Raw genomic sequence first — 21,052 nt, forward strand, 5'->3', positions numbered from 1 at the left:
TATCAACGGCAAAAGGCCGCGCATCCAGATCGGGATACGCGGCCTTCTCCTTGCGTCACAGTCGGGCGCGGATCAGCCGATCGCGGCAACGGCCCGTTTGGTCATCACGCCAATCAAATGGGCACGGTATTCGGCTGTGCCATGCAGGTCACTGATCATATCGGTGCTGTCCACCGACAATCCGTCCAGTGCGCCGGCAGAGAAATTCGACGACAACGCCGCCTCCGCCTCAGCCCAGCGGAAAACACCGTTGTTGGATGCACCTGTGATCGCCACGCGCACACCGTCGCTGAATTTGGCCACGAAGGCCGCAACAAGCGGAAAGCGCGAGGCCGGTTGCAGGAACTTTTCGTAGTGCGCCGCCTGCGGGATCGGGAATTTCACTTCGGTGACGATTTCGCCTTCTTCCAGCGCCGTGGTGAACATGCCTTGGAAATAATCATCCGCCGCAATTTCGCGGGCGTTCGTCACAACTGTCGCGCCGCTGCCCAGCACCCCTGCGGGGTAGCAGGCAGAGGGGTCGTTGTTGGCAACAGAGCCACCGATGGTGCCGCGGTTGCGCACCGCCGGATCACCGATCCGCGCGGCGAGCGAGGCCAGCGCAGGATAATGCGCTGCCGCTTCGGCTGCGACAGTGGCGTGGGTGGTGGCGCCGCCAATGCAAAGCTGCCCGTCATCGGACATGCACACCCCTTTCATTTCATCCACAGCGCTCAGCGACACCAAGACCGAGGGCGCCGCAAGCCGCGCCTTTAGGGTCGGTATCAAGGTTTGCCCGCCGCTGAGCGGCTGCGCATCTTCCCGGCTCAGTGCCTGCACCGCATCTGCGATGGACTGAGGACGTTCCACATCAAAATTATACATTGTCTTTCCTTCCGATCAGGAGGCACGGACCATCTTGTCACTGCGCCCCTTATTCACTTGCCAGATAAACTCCGGGGGGTGCGGGGGGCTGGCCCCCCGTTCGCCCGAAGCTGCATCCTCATCCGTTCATGGCCGCCCAGACTCGCGCCGGTGTCACCGGCATGTCGATATGGCCCACGTCCTTACCACCAGAGCGCATCGCGTCCAGCACCGCATTGACCACCGCGGGCGGCGATCCGATTGCCCCCGCCTCGCCGCAGCCTTTTACGCCCAATGGGTTGTGCGTGCAGGGCGTCTGGCAGGAATGATCCACCTCGTAGAACGGCAGATCGCTGGCCCTTGGCATTGCGTAATCCATGTAAGACCCGCTGAGCAATTGGCCATCGCTGTCATAGGAACAGTTTTCCAACAGCGCCTGTCCGATGCCTTGTGCCAGCCCGCCATGGACCTGTCCGGTCACGATCATCGGGTTCACCACATTGCCAAAGTCATCGGCCGCGAGGAACCGTTCGATCTTGACCTCGCCGGTGTCGGGGTCCAGCTCCACCTCGCAAGCATAAGCGCCCGACGGATAGGTAAAGTTGGACGGATCATAGAACGCGGTCTCTTCAAGGCCCGGCTCGACGTCTTCCAGTGGGTAGTTGTGCGGCACATAGGCGGCGAGGGTCACGTCGCCCCAGGCGACGGATTTATCCGTGCCTGCCACGCTGAACGCGCCGTCCTTCAATTCGATATCCGCCTCGGAGGCTTCCATCAGGTGCGCCGCGATCTTTTTCGCCTTGGCGATGATCTTTTCGGTGGCCCGCACCATGGCAGAGCCGCCAACGGCCAGCGAGCGCGAGCCATAGGTGCCCATACCCATCGGCACTTTGGAGGTGTCACCGTGGACAATCTCGACCATGCCTTCGTCGATGCCGATCATATCCGCGACAACCTGCGCAAAGGAGGTTTCGTGCCCCTGCCCGTGGCTGTGCGATCCGGTCATCACCACCAGACCACCCGTGGCGTTGACCCGCACCGTGGCGCTTTCGTATAGGCCGGCACGCGCGCCCAGTTGCCCAACAAGGTTGGACGGCGCGATGCCGCAGGCTTCGATATAGCAGTTCACACCAAAGCCGCGCAGCTTGCCCTTGGCCTCGCTGGCCTTGCGCCGCGCCTCGAACCCGGCCAGATCCGCCATCTCTTCCAGCTTGTCCATTGTGGCGTTGTAATCGCCGGTGTCATATTCCACCGCCACCGGCGTGGCATAGGGGAACTCGGTGATAAAGTTCTGCCGCCGCAGGGCAATCGGATCGACCTTCAGCTCATGTGCCGCCTTGTCAATCAGGCGTTCCAACTGAAAACTCGCCTCTGGCCGGCCCGCGCCGCGATAGGCGTCCACGGGCACGGTATTTGTAAAGACCGCCTTGACGTTCACATAGATCAGCGGCGTCTTGTAGTTGCCCGCCATCAAGGTGCCATGCAGCCATGTGGGCACCGAAGGCGCAAAGGTGCTGAGGTAGGCGCCCATGTTGGCGTAGGTGTCGGTGCGCAGCGCGGTAAAGTTGTTGTCGGCGTCCAGTGCCAGTTCGATCTTGGTCACATGGTCACGGCCATGGGCGTCCGACATGAACGCCTCGGTCCGGCTGGAGGTCCATTTGACCGGGCGGTTGCATGCCTTGGCGGCAAAGGTGCAAAACGCCTCTTCCTGATAGTGAAAGATCTTGGTGCCAAAGCCGCCGCCCACATCGGGTGAAACAACGCGCAGCTTGTGCTCTGGAATGCCCAGCACGAATGCGCCCATCAACAGGCGGATCACATGCGGGTTCTGCGAGGTGGTATAAAGGGTGTGCTCATCCCCAGCACGGGAATAGTCGCCGATGGCCACGCGCGGCTCCATCGGGTTGGCAACCAGTCGGTTGTTGACAAGCTCAAGCGTGGTGACATGTGCGGCCTCGTCAAAGGCCTTGTTCACCGCGTCCTTGTTTTCTTCGACAAAGCCCCAATCGTAACACAGGTTCGAGGTGAGATCGTCATGAACCTTGGGCGCACCATCCTGCACCGCCTCTTTCATGTTCACAACGGCGGGCAGCTCATCAATATCGACCGAGATCGCCTCGGCCGCGTCGCGGGCCTGTTCCAGCGTTTCGGCCACCACGGCGGCAATCGGTTCGCCGACATGGCGGACCTTGCCATGGGCCAGAACCGGATGCCGGGGCTCCTGCATCACCTCGCCATGCCTGTCTGTGACCTGCCAACCGCAGGGAATGCTGCCGACCTCTTCGAAGTCCGCACCGGTAAAGATCTGCACCACGCCGGGCATATCCGCCGCGGCGGATGTGTCCACATTGGTCAATGTGCCATGGGCCACGTCAGAGCGCAGGAAGAAGACATGCGCCTGCCCCCGTATGTTCATGTCGTCCGTGTAATTGCCCGCGCCGGTCAAAAACCGGACGTCCTCGCGCCGCTTGCTGCTGGCGCCGATACCACCGTCCTTTGGCATAGTCATTCCTCCCTATGGGGTTGATGTGCAGGCACATCCACCGTGTCATCTGAGCCGCGCGCTGGCCTCCCCGCCGCGCATGGCTGTTTGATTTGACGCGCTTTGCACCGCGTTCCGCTTTGGGGTCGGGCTGCTTGCAACCGGTCCCGCAGCGGGCTTGTGCATCGTTATTCCGCCGCGATGGCGCTGACGTCCTGGCCCGAAGCAGCCATGATCGCCTTGACGATGTTGTGATAGCCGGTGCAGCGGCAGATATTGCCGTCAAGGTAGTGGCGCACATCTGCCTCTGTCGGCTTTGGGTTCTCTTTCAGCAGCGCCGCTGCCGACATCACCATGCCGGGCGTGCAAAAGCCGCATTGCAGGCCGTGGTGATCCTGAAACGCCTGTTGAATGACGTTGAGCGATCCGTCTGCGTTGGCTTGCCCTTCGATCGTGGCCACCTCTGCGCCTTCGGCCTCGACCGCCAGCATCGTGCAGGATTTCACCGCCTCGCCATTCACATGGACCACGCAGGCCCCGCATTGGCTGGTGTCACAGCCGACGTGGGTGCCGGTCAGCCCCAGATCGTCGCGTAGAAATTGCGAAAGCAGTGTGCGGCCTTCCACGTCGCCGGACGCGGATTTGCCGTTCACGGTCATCTTGACCTGTGTCATGTCTTCCTCCCTTTTGGTTCTTGTTTGAGGGGAGTTAAGCACGGCAAAGCGCTTATGAGAATAGAAAACCTCAGCATTTTTGGGGAGGGGCGGAATAGTGTAGGCCTGCCCTGTGACACCTGACGCTAGGTCAACTTCCCCGTCGCGGCATTGGCCGTGTCGGGATTTCTTTCAGCAATCCGCCCACACCCATCCCGGCAATATCAGCCGAGGACACCGCGATCCCGCATGCCACACGTGACAAAACCCAATCAGCCCCGTTCAGTGCCGGCGCACGGGCACAGCCCGGCAGGCCGATCACGGGACGGCCCGCGAGATCGCCCAGAAACAACAGATTGCCCGGATCAACCGGCATGCCGAAACGGGTGATCTGCCCCCCGGCGCGGCGAAGGGCCGCAGGGGCAACATCATCAATATCCGAGGTGGCAGATCCGGTCAGGACCAGCACCAGATCGCTTTTGGCCTGCGCCACGGCTTCGGCCAATGGGGCGGTTTGATGCGGGATCATCACCGTTTCCGTCAGATCCACCTGCAAGGCCTCCAGCCGCCCGGCGATGGCGGTGCGCCCCTTGTCGCCGACCCCGCCGGGGATCTCGGTGATGATCAGGCTGGCGGTTTTGACCTGCGGCTGCGCCAGACGGATCGCCCCTGCCCCCGCCGCCTTTACAGCCGCGTTCAGCGCCTCTTGTGGTACTGCGTAGGAGATCATCTTGATCGTGGCGACCATGCCGCCTTTGGCCATCTGCTGCCATGGCGGGACAGTGGCGATGGTGATCATCGGATGCACAGCGTTGATCGCCTCAAGCGCGGCCACATCCAGCACAGCCACCCCCGGCCCGTCTGAAATCAGGTTAACCCGCCCTGTGAACGGCCGCGTTGCTGTCAATCCGCCTGTTTGGCCCAATATCGCAGACGCAAGGGTCGCGGCTGCGGCGTCTTCGGCGACGTCATCGGCGTCCAGCGTTGCGACGACAACCTCCGTGAGGCCAGCTGCCTGCATCGCCGCCACATCCGCTTGCGAAATCACCCGCCCCTTGCGCAAACGGCCCCTGCCGACAGCCACCGAATGGGCCAACACCGCGCCTTGAGCCGCGCTTAAGGGAACCGGCCCGAACTTCATGGTTTCCGCAAGCTCTGGATCACTTCGGCCATGATCGAGACCGCAATTTCCGCCGGACCCGAGGCGCCGATATCTAGGCCAACGGGGCCGTGGATCTGGTCAATCTGATCCGGCTTGAAACCCGCCTCTTCCAGCCGTGCCCGCCGCGCGGCATGGGTGCGGCCGCTGCCCAGAGCGCCGATGTAGAATGGGCCTGCCCCCAAGGCAAAGTGGATCGCCGGATCGTCCAACTTGGGATCATGGGTCAGCAGAACCAGCGCGGTGCGAGCATCCACCCCCAAATCGCGCAGCGCATCGTCGGGCCAGTCGTTGATCACCTGTGCGCCGGGAAACCGCGCCGCGGACCCGAAGGCCTCACGCGGGTCAATGATAAAAGTGTCAAACCCCACCGCTCGCGCCATACCCTCCAGATGCTGCGCGATATGCACGCCGCCCACGATGGCCATCCGCAGCGGCGGATTGTGGATCGCGATAAACGTCTGGCCGTCCTCAGACAGGCCAGAGCGATCCGTGCGGAACCGATCTGCATGGCCGTCCGTGACCAGTTTGCGGGCGTCGCTCTTCAATCCGGCCTCATAGGCCACGGGCTTGCGGGCCGCGCGGGCCGCGACCAGATCGGCCAGCATATCTTCCGGCATTCCGCCTGCACCAATGGGTTCGACCAACACCCGAATGGTGCCGCCGCAGGCCAGCCCAACGGCAAAGGCATCGCCATCACTGACCCCATATTCCAACAGGCGGCTTTCACCAGTCTCCAGTGCCTCCAGCGCCTCGATCACCACCGCGCCCTCGACACAGCCGCCGGAGACTGAACCCTCCATCGCGCCGCTGCCCGACACAACCAGTTGCGCGCCAACCCGGCGCGGGGCCGACCCCCATGTTTCGATCACAGTGGCCAGCGCGGCCCCTTCGCCCGCCTGCACCCAGCGGAGCGCCTGTTCCGGTGCTGTCTCACGGTTTTGCATGGGGTCTCCTTTGTGTTGCCTTTACGCTAGCGGCTAACGCGGCGGTGGGAAACCGCATCTTGGCGCATGCGCCAAGATCACCGATCAATTCCGCGCGGATCGCTTGCGCCGGGGCCGCGGCGCGACTACATCTGTCTCAAGCCAAAACCCAAGACCGGAGCCACCCTATGCCCATGCAAGCCAGCGAAATCGAAGACCTGATCCGCGCCGCCTTTCCCGACGCGCAGATCACCGTCGAAGGCAACGACGGCGTGCATATGGCCGCGATGGTGGTGGATGCCTCGTTCAAGGGGATGAACCGGGTGCAACAGCAACGCGCGGTCTATGCCGCCCTCAAAGGCAAGATGGACGGACCAAACGGCGATCTGCATGCGCTGGCCCTGACCACCAAAGCGCCGGACTGATCTGATGTGGTGGTGGATCATAGGTGCAATCGTGGCCGTCGTGGCCGTGATCAGCTATGGCCAATACCGTGCGCAAAAGGGCATTTACCGCCCCCTGTCCAGCCGCCAACCGGCCCGCCGCGCCAATGAAAAGACCCCACTGGGGATGGAGGCGCTGGATATGGGTATCGTGTCCAGCGCCACGCGCCGCAACGAAAGCCTTGAGCGGGGGCAAACCAACTGGACCCGCAAGGGCTTTGGATTTTTTACGACAAGTGCCGATACCGACATCGATCCGCTTGCCGACGATGAAACCTATGCCGCGCGGTTCCATGCCGCGTTTCAAAAAGACAAAACAAAGGATTAATCTGATGAGCGATGCTGCAACACAGATCAAAGAAACCATCACTGCCAACGATGTTGTGCTCTTTATGAAAGGCACCAAGGAAATGCCGCAGTGCGGATTTTCCTCGCGGGTGGCCGGCGTGCTGAACTACATGGGCGTCAATTATTCGGACGTGAATGTGCTGGCCGATGAAGGCGTGCGTCAGGGGATCAAGGATTTCTCTGATTGGCCAACCATACCGCAGCTTTACGTCAAAGGTGAATTTGTGGGGGGCTGCGACATCATCACCGAGATGACCCTGTCGGGCGAGCTGGACACGCTGTTTGACGACAAAGGCGTGACTTACGACAAAGAGGCCGCCGACAAAATTCGCGAAGCGAACGGCTGATCCTTTGGCGGGGCTGTCTGCGACGGGCCGCCCCGCCCTTTCCTTTCCGATCTTATCAATCTCTTGCGTTTTGCCGCGGCGAATGTAGGCTCCGGCCAGATTTTAAGATTGGTTTTTGCCTTGGATATATTTGCCTATCTCGCCTCCCCGGCGAGCTTCGTCCATCTCGCCACTTTATGTTATGTTCTGGGGCTCTTGACCCGTAACGAGCTGATCCTCAGGACATTTTTGCTGTCCGGCAGCCTGCTTTATATCCTGTACTATTACAACGTCGGCGACCGTCCACTGTGGGAAGCCATCGTGGCAAGTGGTCTGATCGCGCTGTCCAATGTGCCGGTGATCTTTCGGATTTTCAAAGAACGGTCCACCTTGGGGATGAGCGAGGAGATGCTGACGCTCTATCGCAGCTTTCCCAACTTCAACCCCGGCCAATTTCGAAAATTGATGCGCAAGGCGCAGTTTGTGACGGTGGAGCAAAGCACTACGCTGTTGCAACAGGGTGAGCAACCAACCCATTTATATCTCACAACATCCTACGGGTTTGGCCTGATCCGGGATGACCGCAAAACCGAGCTGGGACCGGACAATCTGCTGGGCGAGATCTCGTTCCTGTTGGGCGGTCCGGCCACCGCCACCGTAATCGCGGAACCTGGCTGCAGCTATGTCGCGTGGGAGGTGTCGGACCTGCGCGATCTGATGCAAAAGTCCCAGACTATCGAAAACGCCGTCACCGTCTTGCTGAGCCAGGACATCGCCCGCAAGCTGGCGGTCAGCTTTCCTCAGAAATCGGCGCGTCCGCCCTTGATCGTCGATCTGCCAAGGGCGGCGATACCGCCGCTTTAACCTTTTGAAGCGGCGGCTTTTTCTTCGACCGATGCGGCCAGCGCCTCGGCCTGAGCGGCCAGATCGGCCAGCGTTTCAGTGACCTGTTGCGGCACCACGGGCACCTCGATGCGTTCAGGTTCAACCGTGGCGTTGCGCAACCCGGCCAGTTCGGCCTCGCGTTCTGCCAGTTCGGCGCGCACCTCGGCGATGCGGTCCTCAACCGATGCGGTCTTGTCGGCCAGCATCAGGCCCGCCATCAACAACATCCGCGCCTCCGGCATCCGGCCCACCTGATCGCTCAGCACCTGCGCTTCGTCGTCCAGCATTTTGGCGGCAGAATGCAGATAGCTTTCCTCGCCCTCCTGACAGGCCACCTCGAATTGACGTCCACCGATTGTAATCCGCACTTCAGGCATCGGCGTTCTCCTCGTTGTTTGTGCCAGCCGCGCCATTCACCAGCGGGGTCAGTGCCGCCAAGATGGCAGAGGATTCCGCCACATCCGCCGCTCGCGCCGCACGCAGCGCCTCAAGCTCTGCCAGCATCGCTTTGTTGATCAGATGGGCATCGCCCACGCCTTCAGAATTGGCCGCACGCAAGGCCGCGCAGGCATTGGTCAATTCCTGATTGGCGCGGCGCACCCGCTGTAGTTCTATGTCCAGCAATGCGATCCGCGAACGGCTTTCCTCGACCTGACTGTGCAGCGCGGCGGCCTCGGTTTCGGATTTGGTCTTGAGCGTGCGAATGCGTTCACTCAGCTGGGCATTGGCCGTGCGTTCCTCTTCAAGCGCCTGTGCGATCGCGGGATCGGGGGCCGGTGCGGCATTGCCTATCTGTTCGACACCCTGCGCAACGCGATCCATCGCTGTGGCAATCCGGCGCTGTAGTTCCTCAATATTGCTCATAGCCGTTTTTCATCCCCTCATCTGCCGCCCACCGGGGCAGGCCCGCAATTGGCCGCCGATCCACGCGCGAATCGCCCGGTGTGACATATTTTCTCAATCCTACCCAAACTGCCGGGCAATTGCGCCCCCCTTTCAGATCAGCAGCTTGAACGGCGAAGTTCAACCACCTTGCGCCCCGAACGCGCCAATGCGCTTGGCTTTGGCTTGAACTTTGCCATATCGCTGGTATGCACGGGCGCAACACATCCATTGCCTGATAAGGAAGCCCCGTTTTGGATCTCAACGCCCTGCGCACCGCCAACCCCGACCATTGGTCAAAAGCCACCGCCATTCGCGCCCTGACGCTGGATGCCGTGGCCGAAGCAAACTCCGGCCATTCCGGCATGCCAATGGGCATGGCCGATGTGGCCACCGTGTTGTTTGAAAAGCACCTGAAGTTTGACGCGGCCAACCCCACATGGCCTGACCGTGACCGGTTCATCCTGTCTGCGGGTCACGGCTCCATGTTGATCTATTCGCTGCTGCATCTTGTGGGCGACGTGCAGTTCCCGATCGAAGAGATCAAGAACTTCCGACAGATGGGCGCCCGCACCGCAGGCCACCCGGAAAACTTCCTCGCGGATGCGATTGAAACCACCACCGGCCCACTGGGTCAGGGTATTGCCAATTCCGTCGGCTTTGCCATGGCGGAGGAAATCCAGCGCGCCCGCTATGGCAAGAAGGTCGTGGATCACTTCACCTATGTCATCGCCGGTGACGGTTGCCTGATGGAAGGTGTGAGCCAGGAGGCGATCACCCTTGCGGGCCGTCACAAGCTGAGCAAGCTGATCGTGATGTGGGACAACAACAACATCACCATTGATGGCCCGGTGTCCCTGTCCGACAGCACTGATCAAGTGGCACGGTTCAAGGCCGCAGGTTGGCACACCATTGAAATCGACGGTCACAACCCCGATGAGATTGACGCGGCGCTGACTGAGGCCCGCAAATCCGATCTGCCCAGCATGATCGCATGCAAGACCCACATTGCCCTTGGCCACGCGGCGCAGGACACCTCCAAAGGTCACGGCGCCCTGACCGACCCCGCGCAGATGGCCGCCGCGAAAGAGGCCTATGGCTGGACCACCGGCCCGTTCGAGGTGCCTGCAGATGTGAAATCCGCATGGGAAGAGATCGGCAAGCGTGGCGCGTCCGAGCGTGCTGCGTGGGAGGCCCGTTTTGAGGCTCTGCCCCGCGCCAAACGTGAGAACTTCACCCGTGCATGGGCCTTCGACGCCCCCAAGAAACTGAGCGCGACCGTCAAAGCATTCAAAAAGCAGATGTCAGAATCCGCACCCAAGCTGGCCACCCGCGCCTCTTCGGAGAAGGTGCTGGAAGTGCTGAACCCGATCCTGCCGGAAACCGTGGGCGGCTCTGCTGATTTGACAGGCTCCAATAACACCAAAACCGCCGATCTGGGTGTGTTTGACGTGGACAACCGCGGCGGGCGCTATGTCTATTGGGGCGTCCGTGAGCATGGCATGGCGGCTGCGATGAACGGCATGGCGCTGCACGGCGGTGTGCGCCCCTATGGCGGCACATTCATGTGTTTCACCGATTATGCGCGTCCCTCCATGCGTCTGGCGGCGCTGATGAAGGTGCCAACAGTGTTTGTGATGACCCATGACAGCATTGGTCTGGGCGAAGATGGCCCAACCCACCAGCCGGTCGAACATCTCGCGATCAGCCGCGCCACACCCAACACCTATGTGTTCCGCCCCGCAGACACCGTGGAAACGGCAGAGGCTTGGGAAATCGCGCTGACCTCAAAAGAAACCCCATCGGTTCTGTCCTTGACCCGTCAGGGGCTGCCGACCGTGCGGACCGAGCACAAGAACAACAATATGTCCTCCAAGGGTGCCTATGTTCTGGCCGATGCTGAAGGCAAACGTCAGGTGATCCTGATCGCGACCGGCTCCGAAGTGTCGGTGGCCATGGCCGCGCGTGACATTCTGCAAGCCGAAGGCATTGGTGTGCGGGTTGTGTCCATGCCGTGTATGGAACTGTTCGCAGAGCAGGACGAAGCCTATCGCAAGCGGATTTTGCCCGGCGGCGCGGTGCGTGTCGGTGTCGAGGCCGGTGTGCGTCAGGGCTGGGATCAATGGCTGCTGGGCGAGCGCGGCAAATTCGGCAAGGCCGATTTTGTTGGAATGGATCGTTTCGGTGCCTCAGCCCCGGCGGAAGAGCTGTTTGAGAAATTCGGCATTACGGCTGCGAATGTTGCCGAAAAGGCCAAGGCGCTGCTCTAAAGCACCCAAAGCAAACGTAAAATCAAAGCCCCGTCTGATCCTTGTCAGGCGGGGCTCTTTCTTGCCAAACCCCGCGCGTGCGACAGCAGGAAACGGCGCAATCTATTGCCGGTTCACAAACCTGTTGCAATGTGCGCCACTTAACTTAGGGTTGTGGCTGTAACGTTAACGAGTTGTTATTCCGGATCGGTTTATTCTGGCTGCAAAACGGATGGGAAAGGACAACAGTGGCGATTGCGTATCTCTTGATTGCAGTGATGTCTGGCCTTGCGTCCGGTATCTACCATCTGGCCAACGGCGGCTCTGCGGCGGGCGCGTTTGGGTTGGCCGTATTGTTCGGTCAACTGGTAATGGTAACTGTGATCTGCCTGGCCTACCTGCGCAATCAGCGCCGGGCGGTTACGCCGCGCGGCGGTGAAAAATCCCACGCCAAAGCGGTGTAATCACCTTTTCCCCGATGGGGATCAGGATCAGCCCAAGCGCCAAACCGAACACCCCGTCCATCACGGCCTTTGATGCCCATTCAACGATGCCGACAAACCGGTCAGGCATGCTGTGCCCGATGGCATAGGCCAGGTCATGCACCCAGTGGCCGAGGGTGCCAAAGCCCAATTCTTCCAGACCGTGAATGATGATGGATCCACCCACCCAGAGCATTGCGGCGGTGCCGATGATCGTAAGCGCCTTGAGAAACCCCGGCATGCCTTTGACCAAACCGCGCCCGATAGACCGGGTCAATCCGAGCCGCCCCTTGTTGGCCATCAGCAGGCCCAGATCGTCCATTTTGACGATCACCGCAACCGATCCATAGACCGCAACCGTGATCATCACCGCCACCGCCGCCAGCGTCGCGGCCTCCATCCAGAAATTGCTGGGCGGAATGGCGGCCAGTGCAATGGTCATGATCTCGGCGGAAAGAATGAAATCGGTCTTGATCGCCCCGGCGGCTTTCTGTTCTTCCAGATGTGCCGGATCATCGGGGATCACATCATGGCCGGGAAAATCCTCATGGCCGTGACTGAGACCCAGCGCATGCGCGACCTTTTCCGCCCCCTCAAAACACAGGTAGGCTCCACCCAGCATCAACAGCGGCGGAATGGCCCAGGGGGCAAAATTTGACAGGGCAAGGCCAACGGGCAGAAGGAACAACAGCTTGTTGCGCAACGATCCCTTGGTGATCCGCCAGATCACCGGCAATTCGCGGCTCGCCTCGAATCCCTGCACATATTTGGGCGTCACAGCCGCGTCATCAATCACCGCGCCTGCGGCCTTGGACCCGGCTTTGGCCGCCTGCCCGATCACATCATCCACCGATGACGCCGCCACTTTGGCAATCGCCGCCACATCGTCCAGCAATGCAATCAGACCACTCATAACCCCATCCTTCTTATTACCTGCCCAAGCTAGCGCGGAAACCGCCCCCGGCAAAACCTCTGGGTTATCGCTAACACAAAAGTTTATCGCTAACAGTCCCTTATCAGGCCGGATTGCCCCTTTAACCTTTGGGCACGCCCCAGATATAGAGCGCCCAAAGCCCCCATAAAGGATTGCCGCCATGACCATCAAAGTTGGTATTAACGGATTTGGCCGGATTGGCCGTTGCACGCTGAGCCATATCTCCGCCTCTGCGCGTGAAGATATCGAAGTGGTCAAAATCAACGCCACCGGGCCGCTGTCCACGGCGGCGCATCTGATCAAGTACGATTCCGTGCATGGCCGCTTTCCAGGCGAGATCACAGTTGATGACGGCTATATCAATCTGGGCCGCAACGACATCGAAGTGATGTCGACCTATAACCTTGAGGAACTCGACTGGTCCGGCTGTGACGTGGTTCTGGAATGTACCGGCAAGTTCAACGACGGCAACAAGGCCGGCGTGCATCTGGAACAGGGCGCCAAGCGGGTTCTGCTGTCTGCGCCGGGCAAAAACGTAGACCGCACCGTGGTTTACGGGGTCAATCACGACACGTTGCAAAAATCGGACCGGATGATCTCAAACGGGTCTTGCACCACCAATTGCCTTGCGCCCCTGGCCAAGGTGATGCATGAGGCGATCGGCATCGAAAGCGGGCTGATGACGACGATCCACAGCTACACCGGCGACCAGCCGACGCTGGACCGTCGCCACTCTGACCTTTACCGCGCCCGCGCCGCAGCGATGGCCCTGATCCCGACCTCCACCGGTGCGGCCAAGGCATTGGGTGAGGTTCTGCCCGCCCTCAAAGGCAAGCTGGACGGCACAGCGATGCGTGTTCCGACACCAAACGTCAGTGCGGTTGACCTGACCTTCACCGCCTCGCGCGATGTGACCGTCGAAGAGGTCAACGCCGCCGCCAAGGCCGCCGCAGAGGGCCATATGAAAGGTGTGCTGGGCTATGACCCGGAACAGAAGGTCAGCATTGACTTCAACCATACCGAGGAAAGCTGCATCTTTGCCCCGGACCAGACCATCGTTGTGGCCGACCGCACCGTGCGCGTGCTGGGCTGGTATGACAACGAATGGGCGTTTTCGGTGCGCATGGCCGACGTGGCCGTCGCCATGGGCCAGTTGGGCTGATCCTTGCATCCGAGATGTGCCCCTGTCATATCGGGGGCGCATCATCTGGACGAATAAGACGTGACAAACCGCCTTGCCATTATTCTGGGGTCATTCCTGATCACCGCTTTGGTGATTGATATGATCCTGTTTGGCACCGAACATATTATTTTCCTTGCCCAAAAGTTCCTCGAACTGATCGAATGGGTCGCCTTCTGGCGGTGATGCCCTGCTGCGATTGCTGCATCGCAGAACATTGTATCGGTACTTTTTATTCCCTCTCAGGGCGTTGACACTGCGCCGCAAGAGCGCATTTTCAGCACAGATAATTTGATCAAAAGGTGATGCCATGACTGTGAAACTGGCCATCAATGGCTTTGGGCGCATCGGACGCAATGTGCTGCGGGCGATTATGGAACGCGGCGATGATATGTTTGAAGTGGTGGCGATCAATGATCTGGCCCCACTGGAGACCAACGCGCATCTGTTTGAATTTGATTCCGTGCATGGCCGCTTTGGCCGCCCTGTGACCCTTGGCAAAGATACGCTGGATGTGGGGCGTGGCCCGATCCGGGTCACGGCTGAACGGGCACCGGATCAGCTGCCCTGGGGGGATGTGGATATCGTGCTGGAATGCACCGGTCATTTCCGTAGCCCGGAAAAGGCCGGGCTGCACCTCAAGAACGGATCAAAGCGGGTGCTGATCTCTGCCCCCGGCAAAGGCGACATAAAAACAGTTGTTTACGGGGTGAACCACGGGCTTATCGATGGCTCCGAAGCGGTGATCAGCAATGCCTCCTGCACCACAAATTGTCTCGCCCCCCTTGCCCATGCGCTGCATGAGGCCTTCGGCATCCAACGCGGCCATATGACCACCGTGCACAGCTACACCGGCACCCAGCCGGTGCATGATCGGGACCACAAAGATCTTTATCGTGCCCGTGCCGCAGCGCTTTCGATGATCCCGACAACCACGGGTGCGGCCGAGACATTGGGCGTGGTGCTGCCACATCTGGACGGGTTGATCACAGGCACCGCCATCCGCGTGCCGACGCCCAATGTGTCCTGCGTGGATCTGGTGGTGGAGCTGAAAAGGCACGTAACCGCCGAGGAGGTAAATGCCGCGATGCAGGCCGCCGCGGACGGTCCCCTGGCGGGTGTGATGGGCGTGACCGACCGCAAATTGGTGTCGATTGATTTCAACCACGATCCGCGCAGCACGATCTTTGCCAGCGATCAAACCTCAGTGCAGCAAGGCAATCTGCTGCGGGTCTTGGCGTGGTATGACAACGAATGGGCATTCTCAAACCGGATGCTGGACACAGCCGGCGTGATGGCCGGCTATCTGTAAGCCCTGCCCCCAAACTGTTCCGCACCGCCCCAACTTCGGGGCGGTTAGACCTTGCGCGGAAACTTCTCAAGAAGATCGTTGTTCACGCTCGGGGTGACAAATTTACTGACGTCACCGCCAAGGCGCGCGATCTCCTTGACCAGTTTACTGGCAATCGCCTGATGCTGCGCTTCGGCCATCAGGAACACGGTCTCAATTGAATTATCAAGCTGGCGGTTCATACCAACCATCTGATATTCATATTCAAAATCCGCCACAGCCCGCAAGCCACGTACGATCATCTGGGCGCCCACATCGCGGGCGCAATCAATCAAAAGGTTTTCAAACGGATGGGCAACGATTTCGACCCCGGTTTGGCGGCTGAGCTCGGCACATTCGGCCTCTATCATCTCGACCCGCTTTTCCAGACTGAAGAGCGGCCCCTTGTCACGGTTGATCGCAACGCCGATCACCAGCTTGTCCACCAACGTTGTCGCGCGGCGAATAATGTCAATATGGCCCAATGTGATGGGATCGAAAGTGCCGGGATACAGGCCAACGCGCATGAGGCAATCCTCAGTTAGAATCTTTGGCGGGCAAGCAAACATGGCTTGCCCAAAGGCGCAAGCGGCTTAATGCCCCATGATCATCCCTTGCAGGGCGTCTTTTTCCATCGACAGTTCCATCAGGCGTGCCTTGACCACATCCCCAAGCGAGATCAGGCCAACCAGATTGCCATTCTCGAGCACCGGCATGTGCCGGAACCGCCCTTCGGTCATTTTTTGCAGCACTTCATCGGCGCGGTCGTCCCGCGAACATGTGACCAGTTTCGACGTCATCAATTTGTCCACCGTCAGGGTCAGACAACCACTGCCGGATTTGCCCAGCTCACGCACGATATCCCGCTCTGACAGGATGCCATCGGGGGCTTTGCCGTCTTTGGAAATCACCAAGGTCCCGATCCGTTTTTCCGACAGGATTTTGGCCGCTTCGGAGATCAATAAACTTGGGGGGGACGTCACCACCGCATCGTCAGGTTTGGTCTTGAGAATTTGTGACACCAGCATGGCAGGACCTCCAATTAATTCATCCCTAACACCAGCGTCACCAGATTGGGCAATTGAGTCAAGCTTTTGCCTCAAGCGCTGCGACCTCAGAGCGCAGGGCGGTGATCAATTGATCGGCAAAGCGGCTCAATCTCAGGTTACGTTGATCGTCGGCGTGTCGGATCAGGTAGAAGGACCGTGTCAGGCTGACGTCATGTTCCAGAATTTTTTGAACCCCCGGCGCAAAGGGCAGCGAGAAATCATGCACCACTCCAACACCGCCGCCCTGCTGGATCATATGCACCTGTACGGATACGGAATTGGAGGCCAAAGGCACGCGCGCCTCACCCAGATCGCCCAGGTAATCCAACTCACGGTCAAAGATCATGTCGGGGATATAACCAACCAGCCGGTGCGATCGCAGATCGGCCTGTTCAGTGATCTTGGGGTGGTCCTGCAAATACTGGACAGAGGCCGCCAGATGCAGGTGGTAGTCGGTGATTTTCTGGACAACCAGCCGCCCTGCCGTCGGGGCGCTGACCCCGATGGCCATGTCCGCCTCCCGCCGCGACAGGTTGAACACGCGCGGCAGGGCCACAATCTGAATATCCAGACCGGGGTTTTCGGCCACGATCCCCGCACAGACCTGCGGCAACAGGAAATTGGCACAGCCATCGGGCGCACCGATGCGAATCTGGCCGCTCAACCGGTCGCTGGGCGCGGAAACACCTGCCGTGGCGACACGCATCGCCTGCTCTGCCGTTTCGGCCCGCTCCATCAACTGACTGCCCGCTTCGGTCAGCGCATAGCCCTGCGGAGATTTTACAAACAGAACCGCCTGAAGATTCTTTTCCAGCCGCGCCACGCGCCGCCCCAACGTTGCCGGATCAAGCCGCAGTTGTTTGCCCGCGCCAGACAGGCTTTGTTCCCGTGCGACGGCCAGAAACAGCCGCAGGTCATCCCAGTTTTGCATTGCAGCGATATTTCCCAGCTTACATTTTGCAAAATTGCAAAACCATTTTGAAATCTTGCCTCTTTTACATGTCTTTTTGCAAGCCTATCCTGCGGCAAATGCCAATGGAGGACATAATGCAAGAGCTTACCCACTATCTGAACGGTGAACATGTCAAAGGCACGTCGGGCCGTTTTGCCGATGTGATGAACCCCGCGACCGGCGAAGTGCAGGCAAAATGCCCGCTGGCCAGCAAGGAAGAGATGGACAAAGCGGTTGAATATGCCGCCGCCGCACAGCCCGGCTGGGCCGCGACCAACCCACAGCGCCGCGCACGGGTGCTGATGAAGCTGGTGGGCTTGCTGAACCGCGACATGGACAAACTGGCCGAGGCCCTGTCCCGTGAGCACGGCAAAACCCTCCCCGATGCCGCAGGCGACGTACAGCGAGGCCTTGAGGTTGTGGAATATTGCATCGGTGCGCCCGAGATGCTGAAAGGTGAATTTACCGACAGCGCCGGCCCCGGCATCGACATGTATTCCATGCGCCAGCCTTTGGGTGTGACGGCGGGCATCACGCCCTTCAACTTCCCTGCGATGATCCCGATGTGGATGTTTGCCCCGGCCATCGCCTGCGGCAACGCCTTTATCCTCAAACCGTCCGAGCGTGATCCCTCGGTGCCGCTGATGCTGGCGGAACTGGCCGAAGAAGCGGGGCTGCCAAAGGGTATCCTGCAGGTTGTGAACGGCGACAAAGAAGCCGTCGACGCGATCCTTTATCATGATGTTATTCAATCGGTTGGCTTTGTCGGCTCTACCCCGATTGCCGAATATATCTATGGCACAGGCTGCGCACAGGGCAAACGGGTCCAGTGTTTCGGCGGCGCCAAGAACCACATGATCATCATGCCGGACGCCGACATGGATCAGGCCGCCGATGCGCTGGTCGGTGCCGGTTACGGCGCGGCGGGCGAACGCTGCATGGCGATCTCGGTTGCGGTGCCCGTGGGCGAGGAAACAGCCGACCGCCTGATCGAAAAGCTGGTTCCGCGCATCGAAAAGCTGAAGGTTGGCCCTTACACCGCTGGCAATGATGTGGATTACGGCCCCGTCGTGACCGCCGCCGCGAAAGCCAATATCGAACGTCTGGTACAAACCGGTATCGACCAAGGCGCGGAACTGGTTGTCGATGGCCGTGATTTCAAACTGCAAGGCTATGAGGACGGCTTCTTTGTCGGGCCGCATCTGTTTGATAAAGCGACCAAAGACATGGATATCTACAAGCAGGAGATCTTTGGACCTGTGCTGACCTGTGTGCGTGCGAAATCCTACGAAGAGGCAATTGGCCTGGCGATGGATCACGAATACGGCAACGGCACCGCGATCTATACCCGCGATGGCGATGCGGCGCGTGATTTTGCCAACCGGATCAACATCGGCATGGTCGGCATCAACGTGCCGATCCCTGTGCCGCTGGCCTATCACACCTTTGGCGGTTGGAAAAAATCCGTCTTTGGCGATCTGAACCAGCACGGGCCGGATGCGTTCAAATTCTACACACGCACCAAAACCGTGACCGCACGCTGGCCGTCGGGCATCAAAGAAGGCGGCGAATTCTCCATTCCGGTGATGGAATAAAAATCAGGGGTGCGCCGTTGCGGCGCACCCTGCCCCTTGGGCCACGCGGCGCCCGAAACTGCCCGCGATCCCGATCTTACGATGAGCTCTTGCAATACTCTCGCAAAGATTGGAATTTAACATCCGTTCAATAACGCGCACCTCGGGAGATACGTGATGGATTTTGCACTCAGCGAAGAACAAACCGCCATTTTCGACATGGCCTATGCCTTTGGGCAAGAACACATCGCCCCCTACGCCCAACAATGGGAAAAGGACGAAACCATCCCCAAGGATCTGTGGCCGCGCATCGCCGAGCTAGGCTTTGGCGGGCTTTATGTATCTGAAGAGGCTGGCGGTTCTGGTCTGACCCGTCTGGACGCAACGCTGGTGTTCGAGGCACTGTCGATGGCTTGCCCCTCCGTTGCGGCTTTCCTGTCGATCCACAACATGTGCGCCAAAATGCTGGACACATTCGCAAGTGACGAACTCAAAGGTCGGATCATGGAAGATGTGCTCTCCATGAATACCGTGCTGTCCTATTGTTTGACCGAACCGGGATCTGGCTCTGACGCTGCTGCCCTCAAGACCCGCGCGGAGCGCACAAATGAGGGATACACCCTCAATGGCACCAAGGCGTTCATCTCCGGTGGAGGTTATTCCGACGCTTATGTTTGCATGGTGCGCACTTCCGATGATGGCGCGGCGGGCGTGTCCACCGTATACGTCGAGGACGGCACCGAGGGACTTTCCTTTGGTGGTTTGGAAGACAAAATGGGTTGGCGCAGCCAGCCAACTGCGCAAGTGCAGTTTGACAATTGCAACATTTCTGCGGGAAATCTGGTAGGTGAAGAAGGAAAAGGTTTCAAATATGCGATGATGGGGCTGGATGGCGGCCGTCTGAACATCGCGGCCTGTTCCTTGGGCGCGGCCCAGACCGCATTGACCGCAACACTGAACTATATGGGCGAGCGTCAGGCCTTTGGCAAACCCATCGACCAGTTTCAGGGGCTTCAATTCCGTCTCGCGGATATGGAAATCGAATTGCAGGCCGCCCGCACCTTCTTGCGGCAGGCTGCATGGAAGCTGGACAACGGCGCGCCCGACGCAACCAAGTTCTGCGCGATGGCGAAAAAGTTTGTTACTGAGACCGGCAGCAAGGTTGTGGATCAATGTCTGCAGCTGCACGGCGGATACGGTTATCTGGCCGATTATGGCATTGAAAAGCTGGTGCGTGATCTGCGTGTGCATCAAATTCTGGAAGGCACAAACGAGATTATGCGTGTCATTGTCGCCCGCGAGATGCTGAAAAACCGATGAAAGACATAAGCTTACGGATAGTTGGGCGGGCGGGACGCATCACCCTGCAACGCCCGCAGGCGCTCAATGCGATGACTTATGAGATGTGTCTGGCGATCGAAAAAGCCATGGACGCATGGGCGGCAGATGACAACGTGTTGCTGGTCGTGTTCGATGCGGAAGGCGACCGCGCCTTCTGCTCGGGCGGTGACATCGCCGAGCTTTATGCCACCGGATCCAAGGGCGATTATGCCTATGGTCGTCAGTTCTGGACGGATGAATACCGTCTGAACAACAAGATTTTCAACTACCCCAAACCAGTGGTGTCCTTCCTGCAAGGTTTTACCATGGGCGGCGGCGTTGGCATTGGCTGCCATGGATCGCACCGGATTGTCGGTGAAACCAGCCAGATCGCAATGCCCGAATGCAACATTGGGCTTGTGCCTGACGTGGGCGGCTCATTGATGCTTGCTCTGGCCCCGGGCCGTCTTGGGGAATACCTGGGGATAACTGCCAGCCGAATGAACGCGGATGATGCCATTCTGTGCGGCTTTGCAGATACTTACGTTTCACAGTTCAAGTGGATAACTTTGATAGAGGCTTTGGAGGAAACCGGCGATCCTTCTGTGATCGATACGGTATCCGAAGCCCCCGAGCCGGGCCCGCTTCGGGCCGCACAGCCACAAATTGATGCGCTTCTGGGCGGTGAGACCCTTGGCGATATCCTTACCGACCTGCGCCGCGACGAAAGCGAATTTGCGCAGGACACGCTCAAGAAAATGGGACGTTCCTCGCCGCTTTCGATGGCCTGCACTGTCGAGATGATGCACCGGTTGCGCGGCCCTTCCCTGACCTTGGAAAAAGCCCTTGATCTGGAATACCGCTTTACCTTCCGCGCGATGGAGCATGGTGATTTCCTCGAAGGTGTCCGCGCCGCGATCATCGACAAGGACCGCAACCCATCCTGGCAATATGCCGATATGAATGTGCCGCTTGCCGCGGTGTCCCAAATGCTGCGCCCGCTGGGGGCGGATGCGTTAAAACTCTAGGAGGCCC

At 59.6% G+C, this 21,052-nt stretch carries 23 protein-coding genes; 12 read left to right on the forward strand and 11 right to left on the reverse strand.

Features of this window, described 5'->3' with window-relative positions; translation table 11 throughout:
- Nucleotides 1-72: 72 nt before the first annotated feature.
- From K3754_RS11080 to K3754_RS11100, 5 genes are all read right to left on the reverse strand, one after another.
- The gene (locus K3754_RS11080) at nucleotides 73-864 is read right to left on the reverse strand and encodes a xanthine dehydrogenase family protein subunit M (protein ID WP_203211007.1); all 792 of its coding nucleotides are present in this window, start codon (nucleotides 862-864) and stop codon (nucleotides 73-75) included.
- A 118-nt stretch (nucleotides 865-982) separates the two neighbouring features.
- A complete protein-coding gene (locus tag K3754_RS11085) occupies nucleotides 983-3,346 on the reverse strand; it encodes a xanthine dehydrogenase family protein molybdopterin-binding subunit (protein WP_259937255.1) in 2,364 nt (787 codons plus the stop codon).
- A 167-nt stretch (nucleotides 3,347-3,513) separates the two neighbouring features.
- Complete coding sequence (locus K3754_RS11090; RefSeq protein WP_203211005.1) at nucleotides 3,514-3,999, reverse strand: (2Fe-2S)-binding protein; 486 nt, start codon at nucleotides 3,997-3,999, stop codon at nucleotides 3,514-3,516.
- A gap of 130 nt (nucleotides 4,000-4,129) precedes the next feature.
- Nucleotides 4,130-5,119, reverse strand: a complete 990-nt coding sequence (locus K3754_RS11095) for a molybdopterin-binding protein (RefSeq protein ID WP_259937258.1) — start codon at nucleotides 5,117-5,119, stop codon at nucleotides 4,130-4,132.
- A complete protein-coding gene (locus K3754_RS11100; protein WP_259937259.1) occupies nucleotides 5,116-6,084 on the reverse strand; it encodes an XdhC family protein in 969 nt (322 codons plus the stop codon). Before K3754_RS11100 ends, K3754_RS11095 begins: the two co-directional genes overlap by 4 nt.
- A 167-nt stretch (nucleotides 6,085-6,251) precedes the next feature.
- On the opposite strand from K3754_RS11100, the gene K3754_RS11105 reads away from it, so the two are divergent.
- The 4 genes from K3754_RS11105 (at nucleotide 6,252) to K3754_RS11120 (ending at nucleotide 8,044) form a co-directional block, all read left to right on the forward strand.
- The gene (locus K3754_RS11105; RefSeq protein ID WP_025048287.1) at nucleotides 6,252-6,488 is read left to right on the forward strand and encodes a BolA family protein; all 237 of its coding nucleotides are present in this window, start codon (nucleotides 6,252-6,254) and stop codon (nucleotides 6,486-6,488) included.
- Between the two features lie 4 nt (nucleotides 6,489-6,492).
- A complete protein-coding gene (locus tag K3754_RS11110) occupies nucleotides 6,493-6,834 on the forward strand; it encodes a hypothetical protein (protein ID WP_231024130.1) in 342 nt (113 codons plus the stop codon).
- 4 nt (nucleotides 6,835-6,838) lie between these two features.
- Nucleotides 6,839-7,201: a Grx4 family monothiol glutaredoxin gene (grxD, locus tag K3754_RS11115; protein WP_203211002.1), complete on the forward strand. Its 363-nt coding sequence runs from the start codon at nucleotides 6,839-6,841 to the stop codon at nucleotides 7,199-7,201.
- A 120-nt stretch (nucleotides 7,202-7,321) separates the two neighbouring features.
- On the forward strand, nucleotides 7,322-8,044 hold the full coding sequence (locus K3754_RS11120; protein WP_259937261.1) for a Crp/Fnr family transcriptional regulator: 723 nt from the start codon (nucleotides 7,322-7,324) through the stop codon (nucleotides 8,042-8,044).
- Here the strand turns inward: K3754_RS11120 and K3754_RS11125 are convergent.
- Together K3754_RS11125 and K3754_RS11130 are read right to left on the reverse strand one after the other, a co-directional pair.
- Complete coding sequence (locus tag K3754_RS11125) at nucleotides 8,041-8,442, reverse strand: cell division protein ZapA (protein ID WP_025048291.1); 402 nt, start codon at nucleotides 8,440-8,442, stop codon at nucleotides 8,041-8,043. The two genes, K3754_RS11120 and K3754_RS11125, sit on opposite strands and share 4 nt — an antisense overlap.
- Nucleotides 8,435-8,929, reverse strand: a complete 495-nt coding sequence (locus K3754_RS11130) for a hypothetical protein (protein ID WP_203211000.1) — start codon at nucleotides 8,927-8,929, stop codon at nucleotides 8,435-8,437. Before K3754_RS11130 ends, K3754_RS11125 begins: the two co-directional genes overlap by 8 nt.
- Nucleotides 8,930-9,201: 272 nt before the next feature.
- Between K3754_RS11130 and tkt the strand changes: the two genes are divergently transcribed.
- Both tkt and K3754_RS11140 read left to right on the forward strand, forming a co-directional pair.
- Nucleotides 9,202-11,217, forward strand: a complete 2,016-nt coding sequence (gene tkt / locus K3754_RS11135) for a transketolase (RefSeq protein ID WP_259937262.1) — start codon at nucleotides 9,202-9,204, stop codon at nucleotides 11,215-11,217.
- 227 nt (nucleotides 11,218-11,444) lie between these two features.
- On the forward strand, nucleotides 11,445-11,660 hold the full coding sequence (locus K3754_RS11140) for a hypothetical protein (protein ID WP_259937263.1): 216 nt from the start codon (nucleotides 11,445-11,447) through the stop codon (nucleotides 11,658-11,660).
- Here the strand turns inward: K3754_RS11140 and K3754_RS11145 are convergent.
- Nucleotides 11,617-12,591, reverse strand: coding sequence for a DUF808 domain-containing protein (locus K3754_RS11145; RefSeq protein WP_259937264.1), 975 nt, complete (start codon nucleotides 12,589-12,591; stop codon nucleotides 11,617-11,619). The two genes, K3754_RS11140 and K3754_RS11145, sit on opposite strands and share 44 nt — an antisense overlap.
- A 181-nt stretch (nucleotides 12,592-12,772) precedes the next feature.
- On the opposite strand from K3754_RS11145, the gene gap (K3754_RS11150) reads away from it, so the two are divergent.
- The 3 genes from gap (K3754_RS11150) (at nucleotide 12,773) to gap (K3754_RS11160) (ending at nucleotide 15,104) form a co-directional block, all read left to right on the forward strand.
- The gene (gap, locus tag K3754_RS11150; RefSeq protein ID WP_203210997.1) at nucleotides 12,773-13,774 is read left to right on the forward strand and encodes a type I glyceraldehyde-3-phosphate dehydrogenase; all 1,002 of its coding nucleotides are present in this window, start codon (nucleotides 12,773-12,775) and stop codon (nucleotides 13,772-13,774) included.
- 60 nt (nucleotides 13,775-13,834) lie between these two features.
- Nucleotides 13,835-13,978 carry a hypothetical protein gene (locus K3754_RS11155; protein ID WP_259937265.1) on the forward strand — a complete coding sequence of 48 codons (144 nt, stop codon included), beginning with the start codon at nucleotides 13,835-13,837 and terminating at the stop codon, nucleotides 13,976-13,978.
- Between the two features lie 124 nt (nucleotides 13,979-14,102).
- The gene (gene gap, locus K3754_RS11160) at nucleotides 14,103-15,104 is read left to right on the forward strand and encodes a type I glyceraldehyde-3-phosphate dehydrogenase (RefSeq protein WP_259937267.1); all 1,002 of its coding nucleotides are present in this window, start codon (nucleotides 14,103-14,105) and stop codon (nucleotides 15,102-15,104) included.
- A 44-nt stretch (nucleotides 15,105-15,148) separates the two neighbouring features.
- On the opposite strand, the gene coaD is transcribed toward gap (K3754_RS11160), so the two are convergent.
- The 3 genes from coaD to K3754_RS11175 all read right to left on the reverse strand — a co-directional run bounded on the left by coaD (nucleotide 15,149) and on the right by K3754_RS11175 (nucleotide 17,102).
- Nucleotides 15,149-15,649: a pantetheine-phosphate adenylyltransferase gene (gene coaD, locus K3754_RS11165; RefSeq protein ID WP_203210994.1), complete on the reverse strand. Its 501-nt coding sequence runs from the start codon at nucleotides 15,647-15,649 to the stop codon at nucleotides 15,149-15,151.
- 66 nt (nucleotides 15,650-15,715) lie between these two features.
- Nucleotides 15,716-16,150 carry a CBS domain-containing protein gene (locus tag K3754_RS11170; RefSeq protein WP_203210993.1) on the reverse strand — a complete coding sequence of 145 codons (435 nt, stop codon included), beginning with the start codon at nucleotides 16,148-16,150 and terminating at the stop codon, nucleotides 15,716-15,718.
- 58 nt (nucleotides 16,151-16,208) lie between these two features.
- The gene (locus K3754_RS11175) at nucleotides 16,209-17,102 is read right to left on the reverse strand and encodes a LysR family transcriptional regulator (RefSeq protein WP_259937271.1); all 894 of its coding nucleotides are present in this window, start codon (nucleotides 17,100-17,102) and stop codon (nucleotides 16,209-16,211) included.
- Between the two features lie 116 nt (nucleotides 17,103-17,218).
- Between K3754_RS11175 and K3754_RS11180 the strand changes: the two genes are divergently transcribed.
- From K3754_RS11180 to K3754_RS11190, 3 genes are all read left to right on the forward strand, one after another.
- On the forward strand, nucleotides 17,219-18,718 hold the full coding sequence (locus K3754_RS11180; protein WP_259937272.1) for a CoA-acylating methylmalonate-semialdehyde dehydrogenase: 1,500 nt from the start codon (nucleotides 17,219-17,221) through the stop codon (nucleotides 18,716-18,718).
- Nucleotides 18,719-18,874: 156 nt separating this feature from the next.
- Nucleotides 18,875-20,017: an acyl-CoA dehydrogenase family protein gene (locus tag K3754_RS11185; protein WP_203210991.1), complete on the forward strand. Its 1,143-nt coding sequence runs from the start codon at nucleotides 18,875-18,877 to the stop codon at nucleotides 20,015-20,017.
- The gene (locus K3754_RS11190) at nucleotides 20,014-21,045 is read left to right on the forward strand and encodes an enoyl-CoA hydratase/isomerase family protein (protein WP_259937275.1); all 1,032 of its coding nucleotides are present in this window, start codon (nucleotides 20,014-20,016) and stop codon (nucleotides 21,043-21,045) included. The genes K3754_RS11185 and K3754_RS11190 overlap by 4 nt, the downstream gene beginning before the upstream one ends.
- The last annotated feature ends 7 nt before the right edge of the window (nucleotides 21,046-21,052 follow it).

Origin of the sequence: Sulfitobacter sp. M368, assembly GCF_025141875.1 — a bacterium.
Lineage (GTDB): Bacteria > Pseudomonadota > Alphaproteobacteria > Rhodobacterales > Rhodobacteraceae > Sulfitobacter > Sulfitobacter mediterraneus_A.

What these genes read in the sequence shown, in the direction of transcription:
- K3754_RS11080 (WP_203211007.1), bottom strand. Translation starts at nt 864, where the DNA reads ATGTATAATTTTGATGTGGAACGTCCTCAGTCCATCGCAGATGCGGTG.
- K3754_RS11085 (WP_259937255.1), bottom strand. Translation starts at nt 3,346, where the DNA reads ATGCCAAAGGACGGTGGTATCGGCGCCAGCAGCAAGCGGCGCGAGGAC.
- K3754_RS11090 (WP_203211005.1), bottom strand. Translation starts at nt 3,999, where the DNA reads ATGACACAGGTCAAGATGACCGTGAACGGCAAATCCGCGTCCGGCGAC.
- K3754_RS11095 (WP_259937258.1), bottom strand. Translation starts at nt 5,119, where the DNA reads ATGAAGTTCGGGCCGGTTCCCTTAAGCGCGGCTCAAGGCGCGGTGTTG.
- K3754_RS11100 (WP_259937259.1), bottom strand. Translation starts at nt 6,084, where the DNA reads ATGCAAAACCGTGAGACAGCACCGGAACAGGCGCTCCGCTGGGTGCAG.
- K3754_RS11105 (WP_025048287.1), top strand. Translation starts at nt 6,252, where the DNA reads ATGCCCATGCAAGCCAGCGAAATCGAAGACCTGATCCGCGCCGCCTTT.
- K3754_RS11110 (WP_231024130.1), top strand. Translation starts at nt 6,493, where the DNA reads ATGTGGTGGTGGATCATAGGTGCAATCGTGGCCGTCGTGGCCGTGATC.
- grxD (WP_203211002.1), top strand. Translation starts at nt 6,839, where the DNA reads ATGAGCGATGCTGCAACACAGATCAAAGAAACCATCACTGCCAACGAT.
- K3754_RS11125 (WP_025048291.1), bottom strand. Translation starts at nt 8,442, where the DNA reads ATGCCTGAAGTGCGGATTACAATCGGTGGACGTCAATTCGAGGTGGCC.
- K3754_RS11130 (WP_203211000.1), bottom strand. Translation starts at nt 8,929, where the DNA reads ATGAGCAATATTGAGGAACTACAGCGCCGGATTGCCACAGCGATGGAT.
- K3754_RS11145 (WP_259937264.1), bottom strand. Translation starts at nt 12,591, where the DNA reads ATGAGTGGTCTGATTGCATTGCTGGACGATGTGGCGGCGATTGCCAAA.
- gap (WP_203210997.1), top strand. Translation starts at nt 12,773, where the DNA reads ATGACCATCAAAGTTGGTATTAACGGATTTGGCCGGATTGGCCGTTGC.
- gap (WP_259937267.1), top strand. Translation starts at nt 14,103, where the DNA reads ATGACTGTGAAACTGGCCATCAATGGCTTTGGGCGCATCGGACGCAAT.
- coaD (WP_203210994.1), bottom strand. Translation starts at nt 15,649, where the DNA reads ATGCGCGTTGGCCTGTATCCCGGCACTTTCGATCCCATCACATTGGGC.
- K3754_RS11170 (WP_203210993.1), bottom strand. Translation starts at nt 16,150, where the DNA reads ATGCTGGTGTCACAAATTCTCAAGACCAAACCTGACGATGCGGTGGTG.
- K3754_RS11175 (WP_259937271.1), bottom strand. Translation starts at nt 17,102, where the DNA reads ATGCAAAACTGGGATGACCTGCGGCTGTTTCTGGCCGTCGCACGGGAA.
- K3754_RS11180 (WP_259937272.1), top strand. Translation starts at nt 17,219, where the DNA reads ATGCAAGAGCTTACCCACTATCTGAACGGTGAACATGTCAAAGGCACG.
- K3754_RS11185 (WP_203210991.1), top strand. Translation starts at nt 18,875, where the DNA reads ATGGATTTTGCACTCAGCGAAGAACAAACCGCCATTTTCGACATGGCC.
- K3754_RS11190 (WP_259937275.1), top strand. Translation starts at nt 20,014, where the DNA reads ATGAAAGACATAAGCTTACGGATAGTTGGGCGGGCGGGACGCATCACC.